At 41.2% G+C, this 24,999-nt stretch carries 26 protein-coding genes; 6 read left to right on the top strand and 20 right to left on the bottom strand.

What is annotated here, in order from left to right:
• Positions 1-6 precede the first annotated feature (6 nt).
• The 3 genes from GVT53_RS06355 (at position 7) to GVT53_RS06365 (ending at position 1,817) form a co-directional block, all read left to right on the top strand.
• Positions 7-225, top strand: a complete 219-nt coding sequence (locus tag GVT53_RS06355) for a heavy-metal-associated domain-containing protein (protein ID WP_067037721.1) — start codon at positions 7-9, stop codon at positions 223-225.
• Between the two features lie 82 nt (positions 226-307).
• Complete coding sequence (locus GVT53_RS06360) at positions 308-952, top strand: GNAT family N-acetyltransferase (RefSeq protein ID WP_116183705.1); 645 nt, start codon at positions 308-310, stop codon at positions 950-952.
• A gap of 109 nt (positions 953-1,061) precedes the next feature.
• Positions 1,062-1,817 carry a M90 family metallopeptidase gene (locus GVT53_RS06365; RefSeq protein ID WP_404828015.1) on the top strand — a complete coding sequence of 252 codons (756 nt, stop codon included), beginning with the start codon at positions 1,062-1,064 and terminating at the stop codon, positions 1,815-1,817.
• Positions 1,818-1,939: 122 nt separating this feature from the next.
• On the opposite strand, the gene GVT53_RS06370 is transcribed toward GVT53_RS06365, so the two are convergent.
• Positions 1,940-3,478: a Fic family protein gene (locus GVT53_RS06370; protein ID WP_067037726.1), complete on the bottom strand. Its 1,539-nt coding sequence runs from the start codon at positions 3,476-3,478 to the stop codon at positions 1,940-1,942.
• Between the two features lie 437 nt (positions 3,479-3,915).
• On the opposite strand from GVT53_RS06370, the gene GVT53_RS06375 reads away from it, so the two are divergent.
• Positions 3,916-4,401 (top strand): hypothetical protein, encoded by a 486-nt coding sequence (locus GVT53_RS06375; protein ID WP_067037728.1) that lies wholly within the window; start codon positions 3,916-3,918, stop codon positions 4,399-4,401.
• A gap of 40 nt (positions 4,402-4,441) precedes the next feature.
• On the opposite strand, the gene GVT53_RS06380 is transcribed toward GVT53_RS06375, so the two are convergent.
• The 14 genes from GVT53_RS06380 to GVT53_RS06445 all read right to left on the bottom strand — a co-directional run bounded on the left by GVT53_RS06380 (position 4,442) and on the right by GVT53_RS06445 (position 17,445).
• On the bottom strand, positions 4,442-7,483 hold the full coding sequence (locus GVT53_RS06380) for a TraQ conjugal transfer family protein (protein ID WP_067037730.1): 3,042 nt from the start codon (positions 7,481-7,483) through the stop codon (positions 4,442-4,444).
• Positions 7,484-7,495: 12 nt separating this feature from the next.
• A complete protein-coding gene (locus GVT53_RS06385) occupies positions 7,496-8,035 on the bottom strand; it encodes a conjugal transfer protein TraO (protein WP_067037733.1) in 540 nt (179 codons plus the stop codon).
• Between the two features lie 2 nt (positions 8,036-8,037).
• Entirely contained in the window at positions 8,038-9,000 is a 963-nt protein-coding gene (locus GVT53_RS06390) for a DUF4138 domain-containing protein (RefSeq protein WP_067037734.1), read from the bottom strand.
• A gap of 4 nt (positions 9,001-9,004) precedes the next feature.
• A complete protein-coding gene (gene traM, locus GVT53_RS06395) occupies positions 9,005-10,009 on the bottom strand; it encodes a conjugative transposon protein TraM (protein WP_067037736.1) in 1,005 nt (334 codons plus the stop codon).
• A 10-nt stretch (positions 10,010-10,019) separates the two neighbouring features.
• Entirely contained in the window at positions 10,020-10,637 is a 618-nt protein-coding gene (locus tag GVT53_RS06400) for a hypothetical protein (protein ID WP_067037738.1), read from the bottom strand.
• A 46-nt stretch (positions 10,638-10,683) separates the two neighbouring features.
• Positions 10,684-11,595, bottom strand: coding sequence for a TraJ family protein (locus GVT53_RS06405; protein ID WP_116183704.1), 912 nt, complete (start codon positions 11,593-11,595; stop codon positions 10,684-10,686).
• Positions 11,596-11,604: 9 nt separating this feature from the next.
• Complete coding sequence (locus tag GVT53_RS06410; RefSeq protein WP_116183703.1) at positions 11,605-12,222, bottom strand: hypothetical protein; 618 nt, start codon at positions 12,220-12,222, stop codon at positions 11,605-11,607.
• A 10-nt stretch (positions 12,223-12,232) separates the two neighbouring features.
• Positions 12,233-14,767, bottom strand: coding sequence for a TraG family conjugative transposon ATPase (locus GVT53_RS06415; protein WP_116183702.1), 2,535 nt, complete (start codon positions 14,765-14,767; stop codon positions 12,233-12,235).
• Positions 14,752-15,075: a DUF4133 domain-containing protein gene (locus tag GVT53_RS06420; RefSeq protein ID WP_116183701.1), complete on the bottom strand. Its 324-nt coding sequence runs from the start codon at positions 15,073-15,075 to the stop codon at positions 14,752-14,754. Before GVT53_RS06420 ends, GVT53_RS06415 begins: the two co-directional genes overlap by 16 nt.
• Before the next feature lie 13 nt (positions 15,076-15,088).
• Positions 15,089-15,448 carry a hypothetical protein gene (locus GVT53_RS06425; RefSeq protein ID WP_166247889.1) on the bottom strand — a complete coding sequence of 120 codons (360 nt, stop codon included), beginning with the start codon at positions 15,446-15,448 and terminating at the stop codon, positions 15,089-15,091.
• Entirely contained in the window at positions 15,381-15,731 is a 351-nt protein-coding gene (locus GVT53_RS06430; protein ID WP_147296617.1) for a hypothetical protein, read from the bottom strand. Before GVT53_RS06430 ends, GVT53_RS06425 begins: the two co-directional genes overlap by 68 nt.
• 6 nt (positions 15,732-15,737) lie before the next feature.
• On the bottom strand, positions 15,738-16,202 hold the full coding sequence (locus GVT53_RS06435) for a hypothetical protein (RefSeq protein ID WP_067030415.1): 465 nt from the start codon (positions 16,200-16,202) through the stop codon (positions 15,738-15,740).
• A 9-nt stretch (positions 16,203-16,211) separates the two neighbouring features.
• The gene (locus GVT53_RS06440; RefSeq protein WP_067030418.1) at positions 16,212-16,892 is read right to left on the bottom strand and encodes a ParA family protein; all 681 of its coding nucleotides are present in this window, start codon (positions 16,890-16,892) and stop codon (positions 16,212-16,214) included.
• A 346-nt stretch (positions 16,893-17,238) separates the two neighbouring features.
• Positions 17,239-17,445, bottom strand: a complete 207-nt coding sequence (locus GVT53_RS06445) for a hypothetical protein (protein ID WP_116183698.1) — start codon at positions 17,443-17,445, stop codon at positions 17,239-17,241.
• Between the two features lie 260 nt (positions 17,446-17,705).
• Between GVT53_RS06445 and GVT53_RS06450 the strand changes: the two genes are divergently transcribed.
• Positions 17,706-18,092: a plasmid mobilization relaxosome protein MobC gene (locus tag GVT53_RS06450; RefSeq protein WP_116183697.1), complete on the top strand. Its 387-nt coding sequence runs from the start codon at positions 17,706-17,708 to the stop codon at positions 18,090-18,092.
• Entirely contained in the window at positions 18,093-20,390 is a 2,298-nt protein-coding gene (locus GVT53_RS06455; RefSeq protein WP_067030351.1) for a relaxase/mobilization nuclease domain-containing protein, read from the top strand.
• A 43-nt stretch (positions 20,391-20,433) separates the two neighbouring features.
• On the opposite strand, the gene GVT53_RS06460 is transcribed toward GVT53_RS06455, so the two are convergent.
• From GVT53_RS06460 to GVT53_RS06480, 5 genes are all read right to left on the bottom strand, one after another.
• On the bottom strand, positions 20,434-20,721 hold the full coding sequence (locus tag GVT53_RS06460; protein WP_067030354.1) for a hypothetical protein: 288 nt from the start codon (positions 20,719-20,721) through the stop codon (positions 20,434-20,436).
• A 181-nt stretch (positions 20,722-20,902) separates the two neighbouring features.
• Positions 20,903-21,310 (bottom strand): hypothetical protein, encoded by a 408-nt coding sequence (locus tag GVT53_RS06465; protein WP_141673212.1) that lies wholly within the window; start codon positions 21,308-21,310, stop codon positions 20,903-20,905.
• 101 nt (positions 21,311-21,411) lie between these two features.
• Positions 21,412-21,909 (bottom strand): ORF6N domain-containing protein, encoded by a 498-nt coding sequence (locus tag GVT53_RS06470; RefSeq protein ID WP_067030360.1) that lies wholly within the window; start codon positions 21,907-21,909, stop codon positions 21,412-21,414.
• Between the two features lie 42 nt (positions 21,910-21,951).
• Entirely contained in the window at positions 21,952-22,350 is a 399-nt protein-coding gene (locus GVT53_RS06475; protein ID WP_067030363.1) for a helix-turn-helix domain-containing protein, read from the bottom strand.
• Positions 22,351-22,435: 85 nt separating this feature from the next.
• The gene (locus GVT53_RS06480; protein ID WP_166247890.1) at positions 22,436-24,967 is read right to left on the bottom strand and encodes a type IV secretory system conjugative DNA transfer family protein; all 2,532 of its coding nucleotides are present in this window, start codon (positions 24,965-24,967) and stop codon (positions 22,436-22,438) included.
• Positions 24,968-24,999: the final 32 nt, after the last annotated feature.

A 24,999-nucleotide genomic window follows, 5' to 3' on the forward strand; every position in this document is an offset into this window, starting at 1 on the left:
AATACGATGAAAACTTTAAAATTTAAAACAAATATCAATTGTGGTGGTTGTGTCTCTAAAGTAACCCCATTTTTAAACAAACAAGAAGGCGTTGAAAGTTGGGAAGTGGATACCGCTAATCCTGATAAAATCTTGACTATAGAAAGTCATGGTGCTTCGGAAGAAGATGTAAAAGCTACTTTGCAGAAAATAGGGTTTAGCGCGGAAAGTGTTGATGTTCGTTAATCACCAAACGCCTATAATAAATTTATATCCAATCTAAAAGATATCGTTCTGTCAGTACTGACTTAAGTCAAATGAAAAGAAAATGAAGGTAGCGGAAAAAAGCAAATTCTATAAAACGAAGTTATTGTGGCACCGAATACGCCATGGATTATTTTTATTCACCCTTAGGAATGCTCTGACCCGGATAGGATTGGACATCGCACCCTACTATTGGTATAGGGAAATAAAAAATGGAGCCGAAAAACCTGAGATTCGAGATAGCTTCAAAGACTATGAATTATGTTATATAGGTTTGGACGAGATTGGGATAATGAATAACATCATGGGGCTTACAACCAAGGAATTAGAGCAGAATTTAAGTATGGGGCAGATATGTATCGGTCTCAAGCGAGGGAAAGAGATTGCCGCCCTATTATTCGTTGATTTGCAGGATTTTGTGTTTAAAGGCCGCTCCTTCAAAATAAAAGATAAGGAAGGTTACCTTTTGAATGTTTACACGTTTCAGGCGTATAGAGGTAAGAACTTGGCTACCTACTTACGTTATCATTGCTTTGAACTTCTTGAAAACTATAGCGTAGAAGAACTTTACAGTATTGTCTCCTACTTCAATACGTCATCAATAAAAGTCAATGAAAAATTGAATGCCCAAAAGTTGAAACTCTATTTGTACATAGGATTGTTAAAAAGATACCATTGGAATTTTCTGTTGAAGGACTATTCCAAATAATCAAACCGGATAATTTATTATATGGTGGTCATTCTTGGAAAAACTAAAATCAGATGATATTCCCTTATCCGCTACATCAACTATGATTTATACGATTATATTCGGATTGATGCTTGTCCTTGCCGTTTATTTTGTTTCAAAAATAGGAAGCAAAAAAGTAAAACCGTTCCCAAAATATTGGCATCCGTTACTGATGGAAAATGTGCTCTTCTACCGCAACCTTCCCAAAGCAAAACAGGTAGTTTTTCAACAACGAATGATGCAATTTTTAAGTGAAGTCTATATTGATGGGGTACAACTGGAATTGCAAGAGCTCGACAAGATTTTAATTGCGGCGAGTGCTGTAATTCCCGTTTTTGGTTTTGACGAATGGCACTATACCAATTTAAGCGGAATCCTATTGTATCCTGATAACTTCAATGAGGATATGCAATTTAGCAGCAAAGATAAATCGCGTAATATCGGCGGAATTGTGGGGAATGGACGTTTTGAAAAGCAAATGATTTTATCGAAAAAAGCATTGCATCACGGGTTCAAAAACACAACCGACAAAAGCAATACTGGCATACACGAGTTTGTGCATCTTATTGATAAATTGGACGATTTCACGGATGGAATTCCGGAAAGGTTGTTGGAGCATCAATATACCATCCCGTGGTTAAAGTTGATCCATGCGGAAATGGAAGTTATCAATGCCAATAAATCCGATATAAGAAACTATGGCGGTACCAACGAAGCGGAGTTTTTTGCCGTAGCTGCCGAGTACTTTTTTGAACGTCCCGATTTATTTAAGAGAAAACATCCAGAACTCTACAAAATGCTGGTAGAATGCTTTAGGCAGGAACCAGGAGTTTTAGAAAAGTAACGTTTCAAGAAACCGATTTTTTAGTTTTGGGTAGTAAAGCACCACAACGTAATTCCTTATTTAGGTGTTGGTATTACTAGAAGAACCTTACGAACCATTTTTAATGTTATACCTGATGGATGTTAAAAGATTGAAGCATACATTTTTTCGACATTTTCAATTTCCTCTTGGGATAATTCCTCGAATTCTTTTGCCTTTTTAGTTTTTGACAGCTTTCCCTTGTTTTGATTGAGAAGCTTGATTAATAGATCTACTTTGTTATCGGGCAAATTAACCAACGCATTGATTTGATGGGTCATTTGGTCATATTTTTCCAGAAAATCCAACTCTTCGGGTATTATCTTTTCAATGGTCTCTTCGACACATTCATAAAGAAACTCTGTCTGCAATGTGGCGTCAAAATAGCGATAGAGGTCAATGGTGTCGTTCAAGATTTCAACGTTGTGGTCAAGGGTCGGCTTCCATTCGATTAGATTAAGTCTGGGCGATGAGAAGTGCTCCAGAATATCTTGATACTCTCCTATCCGATTCAGTATAGCTGCCGAAATCGGAAAGATCATATCCCTCTGGGTATAGCCCATGCGAACCAAAATATGATGTATGATATATCGATGTATCCTGCCGTTTCCGTCTGAAAGAGGGTGGATGAACACAAAACCAAAAGCGATACTGGCTGCCGCCAAAACTGGGTTATAGCCACTGTTTTTCAAGAGGTTGTTAGTGTCAATCAATCCACGTAGCAATGATTCCAAATCTTTTGCCTTGGCCGAGATATGATCAGGCATTGGAAGTAAGCTTTCGCGGTCATGTTCACCAATAAATCCTTCGCCTTTGCGAATTCCCATGTGCTTCAATTTCTTGGTGCCTATTACAATATCCTGAAGTCGCTCAATCTCTTCAATCGTCAATGGTTTTTTACCTGCCTGGCCAATGGCCTTGCCCCAATTTCTGGCCCTCATGTTCGGAGGATATTCCCCCTCGATGGCAAAGGATGCTTTTGAATCTTTCAGCAAAAGGAATGCGGCCGTCCTACGTATCAAGTCCTTATTTCTTCCCATTAATCCTTTTTCCATGATTTCAGGAAATTTTGTTGCGGCGTAAGACTCTAATTTTTTGGTCTTGCGTATCATGGGACAGAATTCTCTGGTACCCGGTAGATTATTCTTTACGCGATGCCTGGTACTATTTTCAACCGGTCCTACATATTGATGCTTGGGGTTTACAACTTCAACATAATTACCGGTTTTTAAATCGGGGATATCCAGTTTTTTACCAAAGAGCCATTCATATAGGAACCAAATCCTTCTGGAATATTGACCAGTGGGCTCGTTCTGCACCATGCTCATTACCGGCGCATCACCCACTGCCAGAAAAAACTCTTTTAAAATGAGCAAATCAATACCTTCGTACTTCAGTGCAAAAGTGAGATGGCCACTTGCATTATCCTCGGGGATATACCGTTTTGCAAATACCTGCCATTGTGGGGTATTGTACCGCTGTTGTTTCTCTGTTACAATGGCAAGTAGCTCTGGTAAAGGTAATCGTCTATTTCTTGTATCCTCGATAAATTGTAGAAGCCAACCATACCCAACCAAAATTCCTTCCTCTGGCAAGACCCTATCGTGAAAAGTGCTTATTTTTCGTGCAAATTGATTACTCATAGTTACATTTCATGAAATATAAGTACAAATATAATATGAAAAATGGTTACTTTTCATGAAAAACAGTTATTTATGGGTAAGAGACATGAAAATAAGTTTCTCTTTGCTTAAAAGGAGTTTGACAGATACCTTATTTTAATATGTACTCAACCACTGTTGAATTTTAACAAATCATCTACATCAAGATTTCCAGAGCAGACGTAATTCGCCGCGACACAATCGAGATCTTTCCGTTCCAGATTTATCAACCTCCTCGGAGCCGCACCTGAACACGTGGAGGCGTAAAAGTGCGCTCCCTGCATTTATCTTGTCAAATTACGCAATTTAATCTTCCATTTCTTGTTTTAATCTCATTGATAGTTTCTTAATCGACTGGAAGGGTTAAAAAGGTTAGGGATAAAAATTTTATCTTTATAAAGGCGTCTAAACATTTCGAAATGAAAATCTACACTAAAGTCTTTTTAGTTTTATTGGTGCTATTAATTTACTCTTGTAATAATGACGACAATGGTGTTTCTGAAGCAGATAGGGCAGAAGCCTTGCTTGGTCAATGGGAGTATGAGGCCATTGGTTCCAACATCGCAGTCGATATTAATGGGGATGGCACAGTGAATGATGACTTTTATAATACAAACGAAATTCGGCAGTGCCTAAAGGACAATTTGACGTTTTTCAATGATAGGGGACCTGGGGAAAAGGATGTTTTCACCATCAATGAAAATGGACTTTCTTGCGGTGATGTTCCGGCATTTCAAAACGTGGAAAGTGATACCTATGAATTAATAAATAACGAGATTATCCGATTTGATACCCGTAGCGATTGGACGATCATAGAATTTACCCAAAACCGACTAGTTGTTGAAGAAGAGGACTTTTTAGATGACCGCAATGTGATTGTTACCTATGTATTTAGACGTAGTTAACAGCCTCAAAAAGGAATCTTTAAACGAAGAGATATTTGTCTTATACCCTTATTACTTTACCAAAAGCCACTTCACTCCACTGTCCATTGGTATCCCTGACCCTGACCTCAAAGTCTTGGTCTAAATAACGTAGTCTGCTTTCTCTGGCCTCCTCCTCTAACAAAAAGTATCGGTCCACACCATTCCCCACAGCCTCATTATAGTTGAATACCCGGGTATCCCATCGATTATCCCTTCTGTTGTAAATCCTGATCTCTACTCGGTCCAAGGTGGCACCCCCATAGGCCTCGGAACATCCGATATCATAACAAGTGTATATCCTTACCTGATAATCGCATCCATTCAAACCGCCACAACTGACATTGTACTTTTCTCCTTTTACAAAAGCTACAGGCCTTCTCAAGGTATCCACAAATGTGCTTCCGGTTTGCGTTTCCCCCGTTGAGTTCTCCACCTCAAAATCAATGGTGAACGTATCCTGACTGTCGGGATAGAATGTGAGATTGGTGCTCCCATAGTTCAATGGAACGGTTTCGCCCTCATCATATCTTGATCCTGAAAGAAGAAAATAACCCGCTCGATTACCCTCAAAGGAAAAGGTCATCGTATAGGAAACCGTATTATCATGGGTGCCTATGGCATTGGTGATGACAGTTATATTGAATGCCTCTCCCTCAAGGCGTTCACCAGGAGCCTGACTTATGGTTAAATCGAATGGCTCAACATATCGCTCATAATCAATATCCACACTTTCGTTTTTGGTGACATTGGAAGAAGATATGGTGTTGAATACTATGTTGTGCAAACCCTCCGAAAGGCCGGTGTAGTTACCCGAAAATGAACCAACGGGCACTGGGAATGCCTCTCCTGGGCCATAAGAGTTTCCGTCAAATTCAAAAGTACTATTAGCATTGCCGGTAGAATAGTACATGGTATACGTATCTCCCCCCAGGCCGATTTCAGTAATATTAAAGTTAATGGGTATGGCCTCTCCAATAAATGCGCCAGGCCCCGTAGCATTTACAGTGAGAACATAGTCTTTCGGGCTGACATTGACCGTAATGGGAACAGGTTTTTCCAGCCCTGTCTCATTTTTGGCATAAAAAGTTATAGTAACCGTTCCCTCGCTGATGCCCTCCAAACTCCAATTGAAATTCCCCTTGGGAACATCGTAACTATTGCCTGGGCTTACGGCGTTTCCATTGGTATCCTTCAACAATGCATTGCCGTTCATTGCAAACCGCATGGTATAGTCCGAAGACCCTACGCTTTCTGAAATATTGAAGTTTACCGAGGTCACCTCCCCAACAGAAATATCCGATTTTTGGATGCCGCCAGTGAAAGAAAAATCAACTTGTTGATATGCTATGGTTATAGGTTCCGTCGCATGGGTTACGCCTGATCCCGACTCGACACTAAAGACCAAATTATGCTCACCAGGCTCAAAACCGGTATAAAATATGTTGTTTATGTCTGCGGTCAAGTTAAATTTCTCCCCAGGTCCATAAGAATTTCCGTTAATACTTACCCCACCACTTTTTCCAGAGGTAAAAAATGCCTCATAGGTGTCATTGGTGCCTTCAGGTTCTTCATCGATATTCACAATAGCAGAAACGGGAATATTGGTAAATTCAGATGTTTTTGATGGGGTGAAAGTCGCCTCGAATTCATTTTGCTTGATTTCCAGATCGATGATAACCGGTTCAGAGGATTGTCCAAAATTATCCGTTACCACAAAGGAAACTCTATGGGTATCAGCCGTCTCTGGGATATAGAACAGTGAAAAATTACCGAAAGCGACTGGATAATCCGTTGAATTTATGAGTTCTGTACCGTTCACGTTGCGTACAATACCATTTCCCTCCAGAATTTCATAGGAGATGCTGTATTCTATATTGTTCGTGTTTCCATTGGATTTTATATTGAAGTTGAATTGGGTCCTTTCATTGATGAACACCGAATTACTTTCCGAGTTGCCGGAGAATGTGAACGGAATATTGGCGACCTCGATTTCGACGCTGTCCCGTTTTTGCTGACCATTACTGTCCCGTACGTCAAAATATATTTTACGCTTTCCCAGATTCGTACTCGTAAATGAAAAATTATAAGTGTCAGGGTCAATGGCCCTAAATTGCCCCGGTTCCATAACCCCGCCGTTCTGGTCCCTTACGGTTCCACCACCCTCACTTGAACTGGAAAAGGAATGGGTTATCTCATAGGTCACATTCGAATTTTCATCCTGTGTTGCAAGGTCTATGGCAATGGCCAGATTCGTATCGAGCTCCACCTGTGAAGAGGAAGCCGTTGTATTGAGTGTAAAACCAAGATTTAATACAGTCAATAATAGTTCTTGGGTCAAGGTAGCGCCATCAGGGGCTTTGGCAGTAACGATCAGTTTATGTTCACCCAAATTCTCGGGTAGGTAGGATAGTTCGGAAATGCCTTTTGGCAGGAAAAATGGATTCCCCGCATCAAAGACCTTATCGCCCAAATATAATTTGCCCGAGCCGTTCTCGATTTGATACGTTATTTCAAAATTCCCTATTGCACTTGGACTTTCAGTTTCCTTATCACGAATAAGTGTAAGATTGACCGGGTTTTTTGAATTGATGATAAATTCATTAAGTCCCTTGTTGAGCAAGAAACTGAAACTGGCATATTTGGCACGATGAAACAGCTCCAATCTCTTCTCTCGCATGTTGGAATCCCATGCTAAAAAATTGATCTTATGCATACCGGTATCAATAGCCACGTAATTATAGGCCCAATTTTTATCGGTTATGCGCAATGTGTCGTTCTCACGTATCGTATCCCCCTCCATGTTTAAAAAATAGCCTTTTGCATTGGCTGCCGAGTATTTTAGAAAATAATCTACTGTAGAGATTTCCTTTTCCGGAACCAGGGAAAATGAGGTTCTCGTACGTTCGAATACAAAGCTTTCCTCGGGATGTTCCACCGAGAAGCTGAAATCGAAATCTTCCAAAATGACATCCTCAAAATCCTTGCTACAGGCAATAACTAGGATAGAAATGAGGGTCAAAACCCCTATTGTCACTTTTGTAGTAGTTTTTAACTTTTTCATTTTCGACTGGTTTTAAAACAGAAAATAACGAAGGCCGATACCTGCATAGGGATAGAAATTGCCCACATCGCTATTTACATGATAATACTCGTTGGCCTTGACCAAGAGGGAAAAATCATTGCTCAGGGTAAGCTCGCCCTCAAGCCCTACATAGGCTCCGTAGATAAACTGGCTCTTGGCATCGATGACCGCACCCGTTTCCAAGAGGCTATTGCCATTGTTGATGACCTCGTAACCGATAATGGCACCACCCCCGATATTGAGCGCATAACGTTTAAAGTTTCTTTGTTCCAGAATTTTAAAGAAATAGCCAGGTTGTACCGTGAATATGTTGTAGGGAATCGTGAACGTACCTCGGTCTTCCGCTATGGCGGCGAATACGCTCAACTGGGCATACCGATTTCGATTCAAGTGGTAATTATAGGTTGCCATAATGCCAAAACCGTCTTCGGCATATCCGCTGCTGACCCCGATTGATGAAGCATAATTGCCTTCCTGGGAATGAATTGAACTGCAAGCTATTATTGCGGTTATGAATAATAAATTTTTCATGTTCAAAAGTGTATTGGGTTGTTGATTATTTCATGCCCGATTTTCAGGGACAGGTTTCGGTTGCCCGATTCTTCGTCCAATTCCACGACCACCTCTTTTTTTTCGTCCAATGCGAATTTTTTAAAGACCACCACGAAATGGTTCTCGCTCTTTCCGGCCACCGTTTTGGGCTGTTTGTAGGTAAAAAGGGGCTTTAGTTCCATTCGCTGGTTGCTGCTACTGTTCCTGTAATTTGTGGCGATTTGGTGCTTGATGAAATTGATGTCCAGATCAAGCCCTTCCTTATTCTCGATCCGAAACTGAAAATAGAGTTCGTCCTCGTTGTAATAGACCCCCTTGAGCCAAAGAAAAACATTATCCAACCGTGCAAAATAGCGACTGATTCTGGCCCTGTCAAACTGCATATAATAGCACCGAAGACGATAGTATTCCATTGGATCTTTTTCGTAAAGCTCTTTGGTTGCCCTGTCTATGGAATTGTCGGAAGTTTTTGCAGGTTTAGCCGTTGATATGGCTACCGCCTCATTCTCTTTGTTTTCTGATGTAGTACCCTCAGAAGCGTTATTGTTATTTTGCACATTTCTTGTTGTTCCATCAATATTGGTAATGGCCATTTCGGGCTTGATGTACCAAGTGAACTGTTTTGGTCGCTCGGTCAGTTCAAGAATGAAATCATAGACTTGGCCCGATTCTGTAATTACGGTATGGTTCGTAAAGTTTTTTTCCTCCGTGGCAAGTTCATCGTAATATAGCTTTAAGATCCTTCCATGAAATTTACTTCCCTCAGCTTTTGGCAGGTCTGCTATAAACCCAAAATCGTTCCCGATAATACTTTCAGAAATATTTTCAGGAAATATCAAAATGGTCTTGTAGTTTCTAGCCACTTCCAAAGTGTCGCTATAACGCTGTGCGGCACATGCCGAAGCGAAAATAAATGTTGATATGAGTAGTATTTTCTTAGCCATTCATTTAGGTTTTGGGCACCAAAAAAACACGGTCTCCATTGACCAATAAGATTTTATCCTGTTGTTTGTATTTTTTCTTCTGGAAAAAGTTGCCGAAGGAGCGGACAAGGTTTCGACCGAGTGGTGTTTCAGAAACTTCTCCTGCCGCTTCGGAAAGTTCATTGACTCCTTGTTGTCGGATCTCTGCGTTAAATTCATTCAGCAGTTCACCTGCCCTTTCGTTGTGTAATCCGACCATTCCATCTTCTTGGTCGATAGCCGTTAGCGGTATCTTTACGTTGTCGATATTGGTTACTTCCAACAGAACCCGAGATCCTTGCAAGTTCGATTTGGCATACACAAAGGTGTTCTTGGGGAATCGCTTGTTATTATAGTGCACATCTTCCCTTAAAATAAGCACTACACGATTACCGGGCAGTATGAACTGATCGCGATATATTGACGCATCAAATTTTATTGATTCCACGGTAACTGTAGATGGTGATTCCATATAAGGTGCGGAATAGTCCTGACTTCGCGAGAGACGTTCGTCACGAGCTTCCATCAGTAACTTCCTGTATTCCAGTTTTTCTTTGGCTACGCTCTTTTTTGTAACATATTCGGGGGTTGTAGTGTTTTGGTCGAGGGTGTTTTCATCATCGATATCTTGCGAAGCCGTTTCGTCCAATGAAAAATTGTTCAGTTCTTCCAAGAGGCGTTCCAGTGAATCGTTTTCTTTTTTTGAGTGGAGAATGCTTTTGAAAAGTCCATTATTCTTCTGGGCGTCCAAAGAATCTTGTTGAGCATTTTTATAGATATCGTTTGGTTCCTCGACCTTAAGTTCCTTCTTTTGGTCCGGCAGGAAATTGTTGTAACCATCCTTATCCAAATCGTTTTTCCCATGGTTCCGCACAGAACTTATACTGGTCGTGATAAAAAATACCGTAAGCAACACGATTATGGGTGCAGAAATAGCGAACAGCTTATGCTGCCGTATCCAATGGTTAAACTTTTCAATCATACTGTTCATAGGTTGGTGGTTACAGATCCGTATTGTTCAAAACATCGAACCTGAGGATCTTTAAACCGTTCAAATTGTTCGGTGTCGATTTGGTCTCCTCGATAAACCCCGTTGTGATCAAGGTTCGATATTCCGCATTCCCATCTTTTAAGATTCGTTGTTTTCCGACAAACCGAAATGGAAAGGGATAGCGTGAGTAATCCACTAAAATCGAATCCTTTTCCACTTCGATGGAATAGCCACTTTTGGCTATATCCTCATAATAACTTTGATCGATCAACCTATTGTACAATCGCTGTACCGAATGATCGCCCATATAAAGCGCCCTGCCTTCAATATTTCTTTTGATATGGCGCAAATCAGGTTCCAAGGCAAAGAAGAGTTCATGGAAATTTGCAATATGGCCTTCGCATAAAATATCTACCGCCCGCTTGTAGTCCTTGATTCTGACTACGGCCAATTTCTGGCCTTTATCGAGCAGATAGAAACTGTTCCTGGCACTCTCGTTCGTTCTGTAGGTATAGTAGATATTGAGGATGGTCGAGACGAACGTAAGAATTAAAGATACATATAGTACCTTGTTGCTATTGCTACGAATCCTACTTAAATCGTTGAAAATCCTGTATTTACCGTCCATCTGTTCTTCTGTGTTCGTTTAAATTCTTCTTTGATCGTTGAAAGGATTATTGTATCAAAGTTCTTACGCCTTTTGTAGCTCCGCCCGTCTTTGCATCGACCGCTGTCTGTGCGGCTTTTTTGGCATAATGTTTTGTCCTGTCTTTTAGTTGGCTTGCGCTTACGTTCATGCCCTGCACAATAAAGTTGGACAAGACCGGTGCCTTGAGGTATACGAATACGTTCATTAACATCAATAGGGCACTTGTCAGCACCAGGCCCAAATTGGCTTCTCCGTCGTATAGCAAAGTTTGTATAAGATTATCGAGAATCTTGAGCATAAAATTGTCGATCAGATATAGCATGGGTATCCATAGGCATACGCTCATAAACTTCTGTAGCCAAGCTTTCCACATCCCCGAAAAGACAGGAATGAATGACAGCCCGATATTCAACGGGCCAAATATGATCAGGACGAAAAGGTAGATTACCGACATGGCTTTGATGCCGACAAATACAACGGCCGATATGAACGAGGCAATCGACGTGGCCGTAGAGGTAACAAATCCCAAGGCGATGGATGCAAGTCCTTCCGAATCCAAAGCCAATAAGCTCCATGTGCCGTCCTCGGACTCAAGGGCCTCCATCTGTGCTATAAAAATCTTCGTTTGAAGTACGTCCCACGAAATATCGTTGGCTTTAAAAGTTGTTCCGACCGTTTGATAAAACTCGTATATGGTCAGGATAACCACTTCGTAGTTCAAAAGCAATATGGCCAAAGGCACCCATTTGAGGTAAGCAAGAATGTTCGCTCTTTTTTCTTCGTTCAGAAACACGCCCAGTGCGATAAGCCCGATACCGATATAGGCGAATTGTTGCCCGATACCTATAATGGGATCGACCACCTCAAAAGCGTCAATAATATATTGGTCAAAAAGCTCGTTGACCGTTTCCCGAATTCCTTTGTCCGTAATCTGCATGGTTTCTTTTTATTCTTTGTTCATATTTATCAGTGTGCTTCTGGACTTTCTGAAGGCATTGGTCCGTGAAAGTTTGTTGTTATAGACTATCAGGTTATCGAGAATACTTTCCAGTTCACTGTTGATTCCGTTCACTTTCTTTAGGCGTTCCTCGGGTAGGATTATCGCCTTGGTCTTCAGGATATCGTTGCATTGTTTAAAAAGGTTTTTGGTTTCAAGGATAGCGTTCGCGGCAAAGCCAAAAAACTCCTGCCTTTCTTTTCGATTCAAGTGTTCCAATTGTTGTACGGTCTGTTTGGAAGTGCGATACGCCTCCAAAATCTTGGTTTTTAAGTCGATGGTCCTGCTAACGTCCGTCGATTTGGTCACATAGGCCGGTGCCTGTTTCTTGGCCTCCAGCTCTTCTTTAAGGATCTTTCTCGATTTTAAGGTTTCATTGTTGTTTTTCTCCATCAGGTTAATAAGGCGGGAAAGATTTTTGTTGACGGCCTTTAGCTGTATGTTGATATTCATCAGTTGACTGTTTACCATTCCAACGCTGGCGTTGGTCGCGGCATCGGTAACCGGAATTTGGGAAATGATCGCCAATGGAAAAAGCAAACCCATTAATACAAATGTTCTTTTCATAGTCTTAGTTTTATGGAGCATTTTCAAAGGCGTAGGCCTTTGCGGTCAACTCCCAATTTTTATGATTCTTTTTATACAGTTCCAAAATTTTACCGCTCTCGGTCGGATTGGTTTCGTAAATGCATTTCTCTTCCAAAGAGGTTTCCAAGCCGTAGACCTTTACCTTGTCCATCCAACAGAACGCGGCCTCACGGAACTTTCTGTCCTTCGGTAAATCCTTATTGATGGAAAGAATAAGCTGTTTTTGTTTCTCGTTTAAACCCATAACGGTCTGTATCTTATCGAAGGATTGGGCAAAGTCCCGCATGTCCAGGAAGACCTTGATGTGCGAGTTGACCACAATGGCATTTTTGATGATTTCGGAGGAGATAAAGTCACTTACTTTTTGGGAAATAAAAATAGGCTGGCCTCCCAGTTTTCGCGCCATTCTTGATTGGCTGTTGAAATAGTGTACCAGTTCGGGCCTTACCAAGGCCTTCCATGCCTCGTCTACGGCCAATATTTTATTTATGGACAGTTTGGCGAGGTCATGCATCTTCTTGTTAAAGATCTCCATTATCATCAGCGCAGTGATGGGAAACAGCAGCTCGTTATCGATCAGTTTGCCCAATTTGAAGTACACCACTTTTTCATCGCTTAGTCTGGTAATCCTATCGTCCTGTTTGTTCAAGAGTTCGCCTCTCGGCCCGCCTGTGTAATACTTTTCCAGCAGGAAGAGGAACACATTGGCATCGAATTTTTCCTTCGGAATTTCTTTGGTTCCAATAAATGCTATTATATGATTCCTGCAATACTCATAGAAAGTGTCAAACCTGAAATTTGTATTACCGCTTTGCCACATTAACTCGTAATAACCCGTAACCAAAAGTTCGATAACGGTATTTGCGACTTCCAAACCTGTGACATCCTTACTGTTACCCGTAATCAATTTGAGAAGCGTTACAAGGTGCAGCAGTTTGCTTTCGGCCAAAGTCTTGCTCCGAGTGCGGTTCTCGACAACATCGTGATTGTCCAGAAGAAAAGGATTGAAGGTAAATGGCCGGTCATCATCATGCTGCAGGATTATGCCACCAAATACCTCGGTAAGTTTATCGTAGGAATTGCCGTCCTCGATGATAACGGCCTCCCCGCCTTGCCTCAGTTCGGAAGCGATGTAATGGTTGACATAATAGGATTTGCCGCCGCCCGACCCGGAGGCGACCAACATCCCCCGATTGAATATCCAACCTTTTTCTTCAGGTATTCGATACAAGCTGGCAGTAAGCGGCCGGCCGGAGATTCTATCCACCGTACGCAGCCCATCAACGGCTTTCGACGAATCTTTATAGCCGCCTTCAAAATAGAGTAGGGAGGAGGCCATATCGCTCGGCATGGGTAGGTATAGCTCGAACGGGATGCCAATAGCATTACCAGGGACACCGGCAAAAAACAGATTCTTCCTATCTATACTGTTCCTCTTTGCATTGATCTTCAATTTTTTAAAGGCGGAAGAAATGGAGTTTTCCATTTGCCCTTGCCTGCTCCGGTCGTCCTCGAACCCGAATACATTGAGATGGTAAAAGACCGTTTCCTTGTGGTTTTCAAGGATATCTTTGGTATAGTCGAATATTTGATCCGCGTATATCGCGTTACTGTCATCTTTCTTTCCGGTACTGAAGCGCTGGAAGCTTTTCGCTTTTTTCCGTAGGCTGGAAAGTGCTTTTTCCTGATCCGGTATGTGGATATATTGATTGATGATATGTTCATGGGGCACCTTGAAACCCAAAGAAAACAGATTGCCGATAGGGAAACGATTATGACGGGTAGTGAACTTTCCATATAGCTCATGGGTGCCTACATGCTCTTTGGTGAACTGATCCAAATTTTCCAGCGTGAAAAATTGCCCCTTCTTACTGCCAATATTTATGGAGTTGTTGGCGAAATCCACATCGGTTAGATTGGCGTTTTCTTCACAAATGCCAAAATATTTGGGGTATAGCCCATCCGGGGAAAACAAATCGTCATAATCCAATAGTTCGGACTTTATCAGACCGCTCGAATTAATCAAATTGTCGACATTCTCCACTTGATTTTCGAACTCCTTCAATATTCCGCTATCGATGAATTCTTCGGGAACGGTATGCGACAAATAGAATTCCCGCCTTTTGCCCAAGAACGAGTTCGCCCGTTTGGAACCATAGGTAATGTAATTTTTGGGAACAACGCTGATATATAGATAATGGCTGCCGACCAAATAAGGGCGGTCCTCAAAATGTTTTTCGTTGGCGCGTTCCAACATATCGCCTCGTAGCCTTTGGGAATTCGGAGTATAATTTTCCTGAAGAAAGAAATCCTGCCGGTGTAGGAGCCTATTCGGGCCCAAGACATTGATGATGTTGGAAAACAGCTCTTGAAGCATTCCATATTCCAGAGCATCCAATGTATATACTTCGGGTAATTCAAGTTTTAGGGGAACGGTCAAACAACCCTTCTCTTTGGATATCAATGCCCTTCTCTCATAACCGTAAATAGGGAACGCGTCCCAAAGTGCTACTTGTTTTTCCATAGCAATAGGTTTTCGTATGTATTGGATATTTTTATGGAATCGGGTTTGGCGGCATCTGCCATTTTTTTGACAAACCCATTGGCGCCGTAGGTTCGTGAGTAGAACAGAAGGACGAGGAATATGATGGCGATTGCGATGACGATCGCTAACATGGCCAATACCATCGGAATAAAAGTGGATAGGACCAGTCCCAGTATAATCGCTGCCAGGCCAAGATAAAGGCAGTACATAATGTACTTTGCCTTGAGGCCTCGATATAGGACATCCTTTTGCAGCCCTTTCCTGATCGGGATAAAATTATTCTCCATGACGTAAGGAAATTTAGATGTTGGCAATTTCCTCGCCAATGGCGATCATGGCAAAAAAGATGGCTATCCCAATAATGGCCTTTCCAAGTTTATCCGCAAGATCCGTCTGTTGGTTACGGATATAGATATAGGCCAAGGCCATAATACCAAGTGCCGTGCCCGCTATAATCTTGATAATATCTATGATTTCACGGGAAAGGCTTTTGGAGTCGTTCTTGAAATCTTGCGCCTCTTGCAGGAGTTGGTCAAACTGGCCGTAGAAACATATGGGAATGCAGACCAGAAGTAGGAATAGGATAATGGGATCAGGTTTCGGAATCCGGCCCATTGTTCTCGGCCGTATCCTCATTGCGGATAACTTTGAGTTTTTCATGCTTTTTGCGAGTTAAGGAATTTGCATCATCTTCCAATGAACCCTCTTTAAAAGCTTCCAGAAGTTCCGAGGTGTTTTCCACTTCGGTCATCTGGTCGAGTACAGCTTCCAAATCAGTTTGTTCATTATCTGACTTATATGCAAATATATTATTTAAATGCAAAAAAGCAATATTTTTTGAATCTTTTTTCTTTGACGTTTTTTTCTTCTTGAACAGCACCCACAGAACATACCCGTAATAGATTAGGGCCAAACCTATCAATATGTACCAGTAGCTGCTCAAAGTTTTCTATTTTTGTTCTATTATGTTTATCAGTTTTCTATACTTTTTATCTATAAAATCTTCCAAAACCTTTCTTATCAAGTCATTGCGATGGGTTTTTATGTCCAATTTATAGGATGCCCCCTGTGCCAATTTTTCATATTTTCCCATGCAGTCCTTACTTAAGGAAAGCACGAAGGATTCCTTTCTATCGCGAAAGTTTTCCGTGCGTAGGAACAATTTAAATTGTCGAACCGGGTACTCGTCGGTCATTGAAGAATTTTTGGATGTCATCCCTTTATGATTCTCAATGACTGCGGTTTCTTTCGTATTCCTAACGGTTTTAGGCTCAAAATGTTGTTTGGACCCACTCGGCGTTTCCTCAATCGAACGCTCACTTTTCAAGGTCTTCAGCACATTCACGGTTTCTTTGTTCTGTTCCGCCATTTTTTGGATCAGACCTAGTGTATTTACTTTTTTTCCTCTTTTCATAGTATTGCGCTATTTTGTTAGTTGGCTTACTTCCTCAAAGAAATGTTTGATATCTTTTTCGCCCCTTTCTTTATGCTCAGGTATGGGGTACAGTGTATTCCGATATCTTTCCTTGTAGATGGTCTTGTCCTTGACTACACTGGTCATCATGGGAATACCCGCCTCTTTAAATTGCTGGCGCAGCACCGCAAACTTGTTTCTTTTGACCAGCTTGTACTTGTTGAAAAAAAGATGGATGCTCTTTAATACACGCTCTTCATTATCAAGGAAATTATTTTTCAACGTGAAATAAAAGTGTGAAGTGCTGTCTATTTCCAGTTCGTCATGGTCAAAGGGCACAAAAACATGTTCCACATACATTAGCCCTTTGACCATCTCTACATTCAAACTGCCAGGAAGGTCGAGAATTATATAATCCACTTGGCCATAGTACTTCAGGATGGCATCCTGTAGATTCTGAACGGTTACTGGTTCAATAGGATAAAGTTCCAAACCTGCCCTTTCTTCGGCATCCAACATTTCCATTTCCCGATTCCGTTTTTTGTAGATGGAGTATTGAGGATTATCGGCATCCAAAAGCACAATTTTTTGCTGCTTTGCATAGAAAAGATTTGAAGCTAGAATAATGTTCAATGTCGTTTTTCCGATACCACCTTTTTCGCCTACCACACTAATAATCTTTGTATCCATAATCCGTTATTTAGTTCTTTCAATAATTAGTTAAATGATGAAATAATCAAGGCATTGTTTAATGACCTAAATCCCTAATTAATTATATAATTATTGAGAAATATATAATTATAATTTGTTAATAACTAGATGTTTATGAAAAATAATTTGGGCTAAAACCATATGAGGCCAAATGAATCTAAATGGATCCACAACGTGGTTTCATTTGGCTTAAGGACGAATCTATTTTTATGATATTTCGATGATTTTCTTGAAATGTATAAAGGTCCAATAATGCAAATAGGACCGATTTTTTAAATAATGATCTTGAAAAAATAGGATGGCTGTATCTAGAGCATTTTTGGGTTCAAACACAGTATGACCGATGGGTAAAATCAAAAGAATGTGTAGCCCTTGTTCCTGTGGAAGCCAAGAAATGCCTATCGGCCTCCTTGGCATCCTCGGAACCGCTCAAAAGCCCATGGGACAAAAAAGTCCCATGCACTTTTTTTGCCCAGGCACGGTATTTAAGTTTGCTGTATCGTTTATTATCATTTGAGATGGTGCATATCATAAAATGAATCCGTTATGGGGGCAATAGGTTGTCTTGACAACCCTACTTAAGATGGTAAAAACAATCGTTCGCTGTTATCCAAGATGTTATAATGTCCATAATTAATTTGATGGTACATTTATACCTTAAATATCCCATTTACTTTCGGTAATAATTTCGTATATTGAAATTCAGAGAATTTCGCAAGTTATGTTTTAAGTATCTTAAAACTACTACTTCTAACGAAGTGAAAAATGCGGTTATACCGTTAAACCAGAGAAATGGCACGTAAAACAGGCAGAAAACCTTTAGGCAATAAAAAGCGGATACATGGCATAGTGCTCCGCTTTAATGATTCGGAACTGCAAATGGTCAAGGAGACCATGGGAACCTACAACCTCGATTTTACCAAAAGGGGAGTAGTGGCCCCTTTTTTAAGGCGGCTGATACTTGATAAACAACAGGCCGAGGACACCAAAAAACTGCCCGGACCTTCGGCAAACCTCATTTATCAAATCAATAGGATCGGCACCAATATAAACCAGCTTACAGCAACTGCACATGCCAAAAATTTGAGAAGCCCATCCGCAAAGTTGGATGCTGAAATCGAAAAAACGAATACCTTATTGATGCAAATTTTGGAACTGTTAAGTGAAAAATTACCATAAATGATCGGTCGTATTCTATATCGCGAGACCGTACATGGGGTATTGAACTATGTTTTTGGAAAGAACGGAAGTACCATTTTGGGCTTTCAGAACACGATATCGGAATTTGGCACCACCCCTAAATTTTTCGCGAATACATTACATTTTCAGGGCCAACGCCATGATTCGGCCAGTCGATATGCCCATATTACCCTCAACCTGCCCCATGGGGAGCATCTTGACGACAAAACGTTCTATAAGGTTGCCAAGGATTATATGGATGAAATGGGATACGGGGAACAGCCCTACGTCGTGGTACGCCATAGCGATACCATCCATGAGCATGTACACCTTGTATCTACCACCGTGAACGAATCCGGTACGCTCATCAATTTGCGCAACGATTACCATAGAAATGTAGCCACCCAAAGGTTTTTGGAGAAAAAATACGGTCTCTCTCCTTCGCCGGGCACAAAGGTTCAAAGGGACCTTCCGAAGTACCGTTTGCCCGAACTACAGCTTTCTGTCGATGAAAATAACGGGACTAAATTCTATATGCAGGATGTAATCAACGGCCTGTTGCAGAAATATAAAGTTCGGGGTTTTGAAGAGCTGGCGCGATTGGCAAAACCTTACCATATCGTCGTAAGGACGATGACCCATGCCAGCGGAAGGGTAGGGGTGGCCTACGGCATCGACAACCAAAAACAATACAATACCCAGTTCATAAACGGCTATGTCGTCCATCCTGAACTGAGTGGGCCAAAACTAAGGACCATCTTTGAAAAATACAGCAAATCAAAGCTTTTACCCATGCACAAAAAACGTTTGGAAAAGCAACTGCTGACCACATTTAAACTCTTCAATAATATTAAGACCGAGGATTTGCCCGATGTCCTGAAATCTTATCAGAACATCGATTGTCAGCTACTATATGGAAGGAATAGGCAATTGGCGGACTTTATTATATATGATAAGTCGGGATATACTTTTAAGGCATCCGAGATAAGCCTGCAACACGATTGGCCCAATAATTCCCGATTGAGTGGAGACCAGTCCTCCGAGACCCACATTGATATTGGGAGTAATCAGTTTAGCCTTGAAATCAAAAAACTGATAAAGAACGCTTTCTACAAATCGTATCTGGGCACAAATAAAAGCAAGGAGCTATTGTCGGAATTTGTTGTAAACAGAAATCTTAAGGACTTGCTGCCACTTATAGCACGTACTGAGCACTATTCTTTTTTGAACCACTATCTAGGTGCAAATAACGGAAAAATGTTGCCCAAGACCCTTAAAAATAGGTTTGATGACATTCGAGCCGAATTCGCGAAGACCGAATCGAAAAGGGAAATCAAAAAACTGGAAATAAGGACGGGGTTGATTAAAAAGGTGCTGGAAAAATCGGTTTTTGACATAACCAACGATACGAACATCGCATTTTATCTACTACGGGGGTTAGGTCTAAAATATCATCACGGCAACGTTACCTTTTTGAATTCTGGCACACATTCCATTCCCCTTACATTGCAAGGAATAATTCCCTCCAATTCCGATGAAGCCTATATTTCCACCGGGTCCATCAACCAAAATGAAAAGGTGTTGGAAATGCTAACAGCGGACGATAGCACAAAAGCCATGGATTTAAATCCAACATCATTTTTCCTGCCGATATTGATGCCGGAATTATATGGGAGCATGACCAAAACGTTTCGAACGGGTTACGAGAAAAAGAGTTTAAAGGCCTTTCATAAGGCAATGGAAGGATTCAATATCCTATTTGAAAAATCCCCAACCGATTATATAAGGCTTTTCAATGCCAGAGGTTTCTTTTTTGAAGCACGGGGAGATAAAATCCATGTAGCATCCATCTATTCCAAATATCCGGTCAGTGTTCCATTACGTAAAAACACTAATGAATATCTCAGTTCCCTGAAAAATTTGGATGATGTACTGAAAGAACAACGCACGGCCATGGATAGTATAAAAAAGCAGGGACGAGGGCAGCTTAAAAACCTATGGGTCTCTTATTTAATGGAAAAGCAGTGGTACGGAAAGGTTGCCTACATAATGGTCTATGAAGGTATTCAACCCAATTTACATCCTGAAACGATGGAGTACCATATGGAAAACGGCTTACGGGAAAAATTGATCGAGATGTCAAACCGAAAAGTTAGTGCCGAACAGGCCTCATTGCTACGAAAAAGTGTTTATGCATTCAGTTCACTTCTAGGTGGCGATTATAAAGAAGAAGACGTCTTTAACGGGTTTAAGGACGAGTTTACTGACTACTCGAAATATAAATCTTTATTTATCTAGGAAAAGACACCTTATCGGGATTTGGTTTTGGCGAAACACTTTTTCAGACAACAGGCTGGTACCTATAAGTACCACCATCCACCAAAGCTACGACCCGCGACGTGGTCGACTCGGTAATCTGCGAAACACTGTCGGCATAGAATAGTCTTACGATAACTTTTGGGTTGTTGAAATAGGGTGGTTCCCCTCTCAAGGGCTGCCCTTCGTCAATTCCGGCTATGAACATGACCTGGCCTATGGATTGCCATGATTTCGCCTTGATGAAGAACCCATATTTCAATTCAGCTTCGTAGTATTGTTCGTAAATATTTAAAAGACCATCAGAATTCATACCCTGCTTATTTTAAGCTCCTTGTATCACGGAGAATTTTATTAATAAAGTGTTTCAAAAAACATGGCTAGTGTCGTTAATTTAGAAGTTGAAGCCAATGTCATGATTTTGGGGACGCAATAAAAATTGATTATTTGCGCCTCTTATTTTCAACTAAATATCCCAAATTCTTTAATTATCCCTAAGAGCTTGACTTTTCGAAAAGCCAGTTGGAGTTAACCAAAACTCCATCACTCCATGCCGAGATTTTTATATTTTTTATCGAGGATTTTCTAGTCCGTTTTAATCTCACATCATAGACATTTGCTCTTTCGTCGTTTAGTTCTCGTATTGAGTGCCATATCTTTTGGACTACGAGTTTTTCTCCCAGCTCTATTTTTGATCTAGGGTCCTTTGAAATTACTGTTAGAATATCCCCAGGTCTTGCATTGAACCATAGTCTGGCCTGTTTCAAATTTTCCTCAACTTTGGCTTTTTCCTTACTTTTACGCCAATTTGGGTAAAGAAGTCCTGAACTTGATAAGGATTTATATTCCGAATTGGTCAATCCATTTCTACACCAATCGGCGAACTCAAGTAATTCTTCCATGGTAAACTTTTTTGCGGGACGCTTCATTTTATTGGTTTGAAATATAAAGTCATTGAAATATTGAATTGGTACACGAGTTTAAATTTCCCATCGTAACCTGGTTACTTATATCCAATACGTTTTCTGGGCCCGGTCTCTTTGACGATAAGCTTTTTGATCGCGTCAAAGACCACTTTGAACTGCTGGTCGTATTTCCGTTCCATAGCCAGTATTTGTTTCTCCAGCTCCTTGTTCGATTGAAAAAGCTTTCTGAGTTGGACAAAGGTTCTCATTATAGCGATATTGACATCAAGTGCCTTTTGGCTTCTAAGTACACTGGAAAGCATAGCCACCCCTTGTTCGGTAAAGGCCATGGGAACGGCCCCACCTAAAATACTTCTGTTGGGTATCACATTCTGTGATACCAGTTCATCTATCTCAGGGACGCTGAGCTCGAACATGAAATCCTCCGGAAACCTGTCGAGGTTCCGTTTGACCTGCTGTTTTAACGATCTTGTTTCCACTTCGTATAATCTTGCCAAATAAAAATCCAAGATTACCTTGTGCCCCCTTAAATAATGGATTGTTTCGGCAATGGTTTCTGATACGATCTTTGTCATATTTGGTCGGTTTTGGGGTATCACAAATTGTGATACCCCTCTTTAAATTTTCTTCTTGAAGGTCATTAAGGCATCCACTATAGAGGACTCCAATTCCTTATATTCCTCCTGTACATCCGTTTGGTACACCACGTTCTCGCCGATATTGTGCTTTTCGATAAACTCGTTATCGTACGAAAAGATCCACATCATATTATAGCCCAACGTATAATAATATAGTGCCAGCTTTATAGTGGTAAGGGAAATGGTTCCCCTTTCGACGTTCGCGATGGTCATGGGATTCATATCAAAACGCTCCGCAAGTTTTTTCATTGAGAATTGACTCGTAATTTGATTGTCGGTGTCCTTCTTGACCAGTTCTTCGCGTATCATACGCAAACGCTCCCCGATGTAAGCAAAGTCCTTCTTTGACCCTTTCATGATTTTTTCTATATCTTCCATACTATTTAGTTTACTAGTTTATATGACACTTCAGCTATCGGCATTCTTGATTGGTGAATTTGAGGCTATGCTAAGTTGCTATTCATTATTCTTCTTTGGTTTCGACCGGAAAACTCGAATATAAAGCCTCCAGATCCTCTTGTTCGGCAGCGGCGAACAAATTCACTTCCTGGCTTGCCGACACCTTTTCGAATGTCGGGATTTGATGGACCTTTAAGAACGCATCTGCCAATTCCCTGCTCGGCTTCTTACGATATTCTTTCATGAAATGCGCTGCGATGGCCTCTTCCTTCTCTAGGGATTCCCCGATCTGATCACCCATTTTATTTTTATCGAAAACGGTGGATTCGAGTTGCTTTCCCGTGCTTATCAAATATTCCTCCTGAACTAAAGTATCGATATCCTTAATGACTTTCAAAAAATTGATATCCAACACATTATCGATTTCCTTGTCAATGTACATCCGGTCCACTAACTTAAAAATGAAAGCCTTTAGATCTTCTTTTGAAGTTTTCCTTCTTGAAAGCTCTTCCAAACGGGGCAGGTGGTCAAAAAGTTTCAGTTCACGTACCAATGCTATGAACTGCATACGTTTTATGGTATTGGAATAGTGCTTATGGGCAAACTCCTTTAGATATACATTGTAAAAATCAATATAGTCCAATTGCTGGAAATCGATTGCATGGACATTATCGAAAAAATCAAGGGTCCCAATAAGTCGTAGCTTTCCTTCGACCAACTCTTTATGGTTCTTGCATTTAAAATGGGTATGTACGGGAATATCGTATCTACCTTGAATTTTCTTCGAGGCCATATTAGGTCTTATCTGGCCGAAACATAGTTTTTGTTCAATGGGATTTTCAAAGGTGTCGGCAACGATTCCCCCAAAATGACCTGTGGACATGCTCGTAATCTTACTCTTCGGCAGCAGTTCGGAGAGAATGGTACTATAATTGACCGTAGTGTCGTTATTGGAAACCGTTTTGCTCTTTTTTTCCTGATGTATCCTACCGAATATTTCACTTATCCGTCTTGCGGTTTCTCCTTTGGCGGCCCCACTGAAAACGTTCGAGCAATTGTCGAATATAACCTCCGCAAGTTCTCTACCGTAATCCGCGATCAGTTGCGTGACGCTCTGGATGCCCAATATGGTAGCGATATAGTGCGACCTTCCGGTATCGATTATCTTTCGAAGCCCCATAATAAAGACAGTCGGGACTTCATCGAAAATCAATCCTAACGGTCTTCCCCCGGGTTTATTGACTACTTGCAAGGTCTTATTGATGTAGAGGCCGATAGGGGCCGCGTAGACTTCCGAACGGTCAGGATTGTTTTGGATACACACGATTTTAGGTTTTTTGGGATTGTTGATATCCAGGCGAAAATCGTTACCGGTCATGATATAGTAGATTTCCTTGTTGGCCAACATCGATAGTGAAATTTGTGCGCTCGCGGTCTGCCCTGCCAATTGCTGGCCCGCTTGTCTTTCCATGGCATCCTTAAATGGAATCATCAAGGTGCGTACCTCCAGGTCCTGCATCATGATTTCCAACAGGTACTCGATGTTGACCATGGATAAGGTAATGGCGTGGGGAAGCGTACATATGTTCTTGCCCAATTCCTCGGATTTCTTCTTCAAGTACCAAATCAGTCCCGAAACGAAACTTATGGCGCTCTTCGCGAAGAAATCGCTGCGCTTTATCCAATCCTTGTTCAGGTTTTTCATGATAACGGTGGCCGCATCCGCAGCATCGGACTGGTTCTTCATCAAATACGGATCGATGGGATTGCAACGGTTCGACTTTTCGATGTTATCAAAACTTATGACGTAGAATTCCGGAATTTTTACGGTTCGGGGGACCTTGTCATTTTCGGGCCGTTCCCTTTTTCTTCTGAGGTAGTTGTAGGCGATTTTGCTCAGGGTGTCGAATTTAAAATCATAGAGCAGCATGGTAAAATCCTTTTCTATCATTTGCTCGATAATTTCCTCGATCAAGGCAAAGGACTTTCCGCTACCTGGCGTACCGATAATCAACAAAGCGCGAAAAAGGTTGACAAAATTTATCCAGCCCTTTCTTAATCTCCCTTTATACCTATATTCATAAGGTATGTTTACCGAATGTTCGGTGTCCACACGTTTTTCCGTTTGCCGAAACATCTCGTTCCGGTCATTGAAAGGGTCGTCATCGACCATGTTGCCGAAATTCATCGTTTGGAAAATATGAACCGTACCGGACACGGTAAATAGGAACCCTAAAAAATAGAGACCTGCGGACAACCACAACATACCGATATGGTTCGTTTTAAAATATGCAGATATTAAAAGAAGCATACAGCCCATACCAAAATACGAAAGGCCACCGGAGAGCGATTTGCCTTCCTGTTTTTTAGGGTTGTATAACAAGACCGCACCAAAAATGCACATCACCAACAATCCCCTGCTTTTCAGGGGGCTTTGTAAGGGTCCAAATCGCATCAAGAACCGATAAACTATTTCGGAAAGATTGGAATCCAACTGCCGGTCCTGCAGGATGGGATAGTAGCCCGTAAAACCTATTACCGTAAATACCAGCACGGATAGTAGCATTGCCGAAAAAGCCAGATTCTTGTCCTTCATGTTGAAAACTTCAGGGTTGGAATGAAATTGAA

It is taken from the genome of Flagellimonas oceani, from assembly GCF_011068285.1.
GTDB lineage: Bacteria > Bacteroidota > Bacteroidia > Flavobacteriales > Flavobacteriaceae > Flagellimonas > Flagellimonas oceani.